The following is a 6,303-nucleotide window of genomic DNA, read 5'->3' as shown; positions in this document are numbered from 1 at the left end:
TGCCGGCGATAGGGCCGGTACCGACAACACAAGGCCATATAGCTTGTAGCTATACCGACCACAGATTGCGTGATATGGCGGCGAAGGGTTTGCCGGTATGATAGGCACCCCTGCCGTCCGGATTGTGAAATACACCATGACCTTGCAGTACCCAACCATCGCCGATTGCGTCGGCAATACGCCCCTGGTTCGCCTGCAGCGCATCGCTGGAGAAACCAGCAACACTCTCCTGCTCAAGCTCGAAGGTAACAATCCCGCCGGCTCCGTGAAGGACCGCCCGGCACTGTCGATGATCACCCGCGCCGAATTGCGCGGCCAGATCAAGCCCGGCGATACCCTGATCGAAGCTACCTCCGGCAACACCGGCATCGCCTTGGCCATGGCGGCGGCGATCAAGGGTTACAAGATGATCCTGATCATGCCCGACAACTCCACCGCCGAGCGCAAGGCTGCCATGACCGCCTACGGTGCCGAGCTGATTCTGGTGACCAAGGAAGAGGGCATGGAAGGCGCCCGCGACCTGGCCGAGAAGCTGCAGGCCGAAGGCCGCGGCCTGGTCCTCGACCAGTTCGCCAACGGCGACAACCCGATCGCCCATTACACCAGCACCGGCCCGGAGATCTGGCAGCAGACCCAGGGCACCATTACCCATTTCGTCAGCTCCATGGGCACCACCGGTACCATCATGGGCTGCTCGCAGTACCTCAAGGAGCAGAACCCGGCGGTGCAGATCGTTGGCCTGCAACCGATGGAAGGCTCGGCGATCCCGGGCATCCGCCGCTGGCCCGAGGAGTACCTGCCGAAAATCTTCGACGCCACCCGCGTCGACCGCGTGGTCGACATGTCCCAGCAGGAGGCCGAGGAAACCACCCGCCGCCTTGCCCGCGAAGAGGGCATTTTCTGCGGCGTGTCTTCCGGTGGTGCGGTGGCAGCCATGCTGCGCCTGTCCCAAGAAGTGGAAAACGCGGTGATGGTTGCGATCATCTGTGACCGCGGCGACCGTTACCTGTCCACCGGCCTGTTCGACCCGAGCTAAATGTCCAGAAAGAAAAGCAACAGCGGCCTGCGCTTCCAGCCGGCCGGCGGCAACCGCACCCCCCAGGTCCCCGTGGGCAAGAAGCAGCGTCTGGAAATCGAGCGCCTGGCCGGTGACGGCCGCGGCATCGCCTTCCTCGATGGGCGCACCTGGTTCGTCAGCGGAGCGCTGGCCGGTGAGGCGGTCGAGGCGCGGGTACTCAATGCCCGCGGCAAGGTAGTCGAAGCGCGCCTGGAGCGGGTACTGCAAGCCAGCCCGGAACGCCGCCAGGCGCCGTGCCGCCACTACGAACGCTGCGGTGGCTGCAACCTGCAGCACCTGCCGCACGACGCCCAACTGGCGCTCAAGCAGCGCACCCTGGCTGAACAGCTGCAGCGGGTTGCCGGCGTACAGCCCGAAGAGTGGGCTGCACCCTTGAGCGGCCCGGAGTTCGGCTACCGGCGCCGGGCGCGGGTAGCGGTGCGCTGGGATGTGAAAGCGCGCCAGCTGGATGTGGGATTTCGCGCCGAAGCCAGTCAGGAAATTGTCTCCATAGATGACTGCGCAGTGCTGGTACAGCCTTTGCAATCTATTCTTCGTCACTTGCCGACCGTGCTGCGCTCGCTGAGCAAGCCACAGTCGATCGGCCATGTGGAGTTGTTCAGCGGCACCGCCGAAGCTGTACTGGTTCGGCATGTGGCGCCGTTGTCGGCGCAAGACCTGGCGCGGCTGCAGGCATTCTGCAGCGAAGCCAACGCGCAGCTCTGGCTGCAAGGCGAAGGTGAGCCGGCGCCGGTGGATGCCGAGGCGAAACTGGGCTTTGCCCTGGAGCCCTGGCAGCTTGAGCTGGCATGGCGCCCGGGCGATTTCGTCCAGGTCAATGCCCAGGTCAACACGGCGATGATCGAGCAGGCGCTGGCCTGGCTCGCGCCGCAGGCCGACGAGCGTGTGCTGGACCTGTTCTGCGGCCTGGGCAACTTCGCCTTGCCGCTGGCCCGTCAGGCACGTGAAGTGGTGGCGGTGGAAGGTGTACAGGCCATGGTCGACCGCGCCGCAGCCAATGCCCGAAACAACAATGTGCATAACGCACGGTTTTTTCAGGCCGATTTATCGCAGCCTTTGGCAGGCGCCGGATGGGCCGCCGAGGGCTTTTCTGCGGTACTCTTGGATCCACCGCGCGACGGTGCGTTCGAGGTGGTGCAAGGCATCGCACGCCTCAAGGCCAGACGGCTGGTCTACGTATCGTGCAACCCGGCCACGCTGGCGCGAGACGCCCAGGTGCTGGTCGGCCAGGGGTACCGGTTAAAAAGGGCCGGGATTCTCGACATGTTTCCTCAGACGGCGCATGTCGAAGCCATGGCGTTATTCGAAGCGGGCTAGCGAACTGGCCCCTTGGTGCGGCTTCCATGGACTGGGAGTCGCACGGTGATAGCCAGTGCACCCATGGGGTGCGCTGTATGGAAAGGTAAAAGAAAGATGGTACAGGTGAGAGTGCACCAGCCGGTCAACACCGACGGCAGTATCAATCTCGAAGCATGGCTGGATCATGTGGTGAGCGTCGATTCGGCATTGGATCGCGTGGCACTCAAAGAGGCCTGCGAGTTCGCCCAGGAAATCGAGAAGAAGGGCAACCCGGCCAAGCATTCATGGGCCGATGGTACCTCCAGTTTCCAGGCAGGTCTTGAGATCGCCGAAATCCTCGCCGACCTCAAGCTCGACCAGGACTCCCTGGTGGCGGCGGTCATCTATCGTTCGGTGCGTGAGGGCAAGGTGACCCTGGCCGAAGTCGGCCAGCGTTTCGGCCCGGTAGTGTCCAAGCTGATCGACGGCGTGCTGCGCATGGCCGCCATCAGCGCCAGCCTCAGCCCGCGCCAATCGCTGGTACTCGGTTCCCAGGCGCAGGTCGAGAACCTGCGCAAGATGCTCGTGGCGATGGTCGACGACGTGCGCGTGGCACTGATCAAGCTGGCCGAGCGCACCTGCGCGATCCGTGCGGTGAAATCCGCCGATGACGAAAAACGCCTGCGCGTGGCCCGCGAAGTGTTCGACATCTATGCGCCGCTGGCCCACCGCCTGGGGATCGGCCATATCAAGTGGGAGCTGGAAGATCTGTCCTTCCGCTACCTCGAACCCGATCAGTACAAGCAGATCGCCAAGCTGCTGCATGAGCGCCGGCTGGACCGCGAGCGCTTCATCAGCGATGTGATGAACCAGCTGCAGAACGAACTGCTGGCCACTGGCGTCAATGCCGATATCAGCGGCCGGGCGAAACACATCTATTCGATCTGGCGCAAGATGCAGCGCAAAGGCCTGGAGTTCAGCCAGATCTACGACGTGCGCGCGGTGCGCGTGCTGGTGCCCGAGGTGCGCGACTGCTACACCGCGCTGGGTATCGTCCACACCCTCTGGCGCCACATTCCCAAGGAATTCGACGACTACATCGCCAACCCCAAGGAGAACGGCTACCGCTCGCTGCACACGGCGGTGATCGGCCCCGAGGGCAAGGTGCTGGAAGTGCAGATCCGTACCCACGGCATGCACGAGGAGGCCGAGCTCGGCGTGTGCGCCCACTGGCGCTACAAGGGCACCGACGTCAAGCCCAGCTCCAACCACTACGAAGAGAAGATTTCCTGGCTGCGCCAGGTGCTCGAATGGCACGAAGAGCTGGGCGACATCGGTGGCCTGGCCGAGCAGCTGCGGGTCGATATCGAACCGGACCGGGTCTATGTATTCACCCCGGACGGCCATGCCATCGACCTGCCCAAGGGCGCTACCCCGCTGGACTTCGCCTACCGCGTACACACCGAGATCGGCCACAACTGCCGTGGCGCCAAGATCAACGGGCGCATCGTGCCGCTCAACTACAGCCTGCAGACCGGCGAGCAGGTGGAGATCATCACCAGCAAGCACGGCAACCCGAGCCGCGACTGGCTGAACTCCAACCTCGGCTATGTCACCACCTCGCGGGCGCGGGCCAAGATCGTCCACTGGTTCAAGCTGCAGGCGCGCGACCAGAACGTCGCCGCCGGCAAGACCCTGCTCGAACGCGAACTCAGCCGTCTGGGCCTGCCCCAGGTGGACTTCGAGCGCCTGGCCGAGAAGACCAACGTCAAGACCGCCGAGGACATGTTCGCTTCGCTCGGTGCCGGCGACCTGCGCCTGGCGCACCTGGTCAACGCCGCTCAGCAGTTGCTCGAACCCGATCGCATCGAACAGATCGAGCTGGTGCCGCGCAAGCCTACCGGCCCGCGTACCGGCAAGCGTGGCGATATCCAGATCCAGGGCGTGGGCAACCTGCTGACACAGATGGCCGGCTGCTGCCAGCCGCTGCCGGGCGATGCCATCGTCGGCTACATCACCCAGGGCCGCGGCGTGAGCATTCACCGCCAGGACTGCGCCTCGGTGCTGCAGCTGGCCGGGCGTGAGCCGGAGCGGATGATCCAGGTGAGTTGGGGGCCGATACCGGTACAGACCTACCCGGTCGATATCGTCATCCGTGCCTACGACCGGCCGGGCTTGCTGCGCGACGTGTCGCAGGTGCTGCTGAACGAGAAGATCAACGTACTGGCGGTGAACACCCGCTCGAACAAGGAAGACAACACGGCGCTGATGTCGCTGACCATCGAGATTCCTGGCCTGGATGCGCTGGGGCGCCTGCTGGGCAGGATCTCGCAGTTGCCGAACATCATCGAGACGCGGCGTAATCGAACCCCTTGAAACAGCGGCGTCCCCTTCGCGGGGCAAGCCCGCTCCCACAGGATTGGGTGCAAGCATTCAGCCATGCACCGGCCCTGTGGGAGCGGGCTTGCCCCGCGAAGAAGGCACCACCGAAGGACCTGCTTAAATGACCTACACCCTCGAAGACCTGCTGCACCTCATGGCCCGCCTGCGCGACCCGCAGTACGGCTGCCCATGGGACCTCAAGCAGAACTACGCCAGCATTGTCCCGCACACCATCGAGGAAGCCTACGAGGTCGCCGATACCATCGAGCGCGGTGACTTCGAGCACCTGCAGGGCGAGCTCGGCGACCTGCTGTTCCAGGTGGTCTACTACAGCCAGCTGGCCCGGGAGGAGGGGCGTTTCGAGTTCGACGGCGTGGTCGATGCCATCACCCGCAAGCTCATCCGTCGTCACCCCCATGTCTTCCCCACCGGCGAACTCTACGCGCCGCTGGATACCCCCAGCCTGAGCGAGGCCCAGGTCAAGTCGCGCTGGGAGGAGATCAAGGCCGAGGAACGCGCCGAGAAGAGTGGCCCAGAGCAGCTGTCGTTGCTCGATGACGTGCCTGCAACCTTGCCGGCCTTGTCACGGGCGGCCAAACTGCAGAAGCGCGCGGCCACTGTCGGGTTCGACTGGCCGGATGCCTTGCCAGTGCTCGACAAGGTCCGCGAGGAGCTCGACGAAGTGCTGCAGGCCATGGCCGAGGGTGATGCCCAGGCCCTGGAAGACGAGGTCGGTGACCTGCTGTTTGCTGCCGTCAACCTGGCCCGCCACCTCAAGCAAGACCCGGAAAACGCCCTGCGCCGCGCCAACCGCAAGTTCGAGCGGCGTTTCCGCTTCATCGAACAGGCATTGCGCGACAGCGGTCGACCCATCGAAGATTGTAACCTTGACGAACTGGACGCCCTTTGGGGAGAAGCCAAGCGTCAGGAAAAGAACCTGCCCAGCTGCGGCTGAGTGGCTGCATAAGTGAGTGAACATCCATGAGTATTTCCCTTCGCGATCAATTGCTCAAGGCCGGTCTGGTCAACCAGAAACAGGTCTCCCAGGCCAACAAGGCCGAGAAGAAACAGAAACGCCTGGAGCACAAAGGCCAGGTCGAAGTCGACGACAGCCAGCAGCGCATGGCCAAGGAAGCCATGGCCGAGAAGGCCAAGCGTGACCAGGAACTGAACCGCCAGCAGCAGGAGAAGGCCGAGCAGAAAGCCCGTGCCGCACAGGTCAAGCAGTTGATCGAAGCGACCCGCCTGCCCAAGTTGAACACCGAGGATTACTACAACTTCGTCGATGACAAGAAGGTCAAGCGCATTGCCGTCAACGCCTTGATGCGCAGCAAGCTCAGCAACGGCGCACTGGCGATCGTTGCCCATGGCGGTGGTTACGAAGTGATTCCGCGGGAAGCGGCGGTGAAGATCCAGGAGCGCGACCCTAACCGCATCCTGCTGCTCAACACCCATGTCGAGGAAGCGGACGAGGACGACCCGTATGCGGCCTACAAGATCCCGGACGATCTGATGTGGTAAGTCTGAAAAGCCCCGCCTAGGCGGGGCTTTTTCATGGAAGGTGG

5 protein-coding genes are annotated in these 6,303 nt (G+C 63.7%); all 5 read left to right on the top strand.

All coding sequences use genetic code 11. The annotated features are described in order from the left end of the window. Positions 1-136: 136 nt before the first annotated feature. The 5 genes from cysM (at position 137) to PMI38_RS07105 (ending at position 6,259) form a co-directional block, all read left to right on the top strand. Positions 137-1,036 (top strand): cysteine synthase CysM, encoded by a 900-nt coding sequence (gene cysM, locus PMI38_RS07125; RefSeq protein WP_043273190.1) that lies wholly within the window; start codon positions 137-139, stop codon positions 1,034-1,036. Continuing rightward, on the top strand, positions 1,037-2,395 hold the full coding sequence (gene rlmD, locus PMI38_RS07120) for a 23S rRNA (uracil(1939)-C(5))-methyltransferase RlmD (protein WP_008092183.1): 1,359 nt from the start codon (positions 1,037-1,039) through the stop codon (positions 2,393-2,395). Between the two features lie 96 nt (positions 2,396-2,491). After that, positions 2,492-4,732, top strand: a complete 2,241-nt coding sequence (gene relA, locus PMI38_RS07115) for a GTP diphosphokinase (protein ID WP_008092181.1) — start codon at positions 2,492-2,494, stop codon at positions 4,730-4,732. Between the two features lie 127 nt (positions 4,733-4,859). Beyond that, complete coding sequence (gene mazG, locus PMI38_RS07110; RefSeq protein WP_008092179.1) at positions 4,860-5,693, top strand: nucleoside triphosphate pyrophosphohydrolase; 834 nt, start codon at positions 4,860-4,862, stop codon at positions 5,691-5,693. A gap of 26 nt (positions 5,694-5,719) precedes the next feature. Continuing rightward, positions 5,720-6,259 carry a DUF2058 domain-containing protein gene (locus tag PMI38_RS07105; RefSeq protein WP_008092178.1) on the top strand — a complete coding sequence of 180 codons (540 nt, stop codon included), beginning with the start codon at positions 5,720-5,722 and terminating at the stop codon, positions 6,257-6,259. Positions 6,260-6,303: the final 44 nt, after the last annotated feature.

Origin of the sequence: Pseudomonas sp. GM84 (genome assembly GCF_000282535.1) — a bacterium.
Taxonomy (GTDB): domain Bacteria; phylum Pseudomonadota; class Gammaproteobacteria; order Pseudomonadales; family Pseudomonadaceae; genus Aquipseudomonas.
This window is presented reverse-complemented; position numbering and strand designations above follow the sequence as displayed.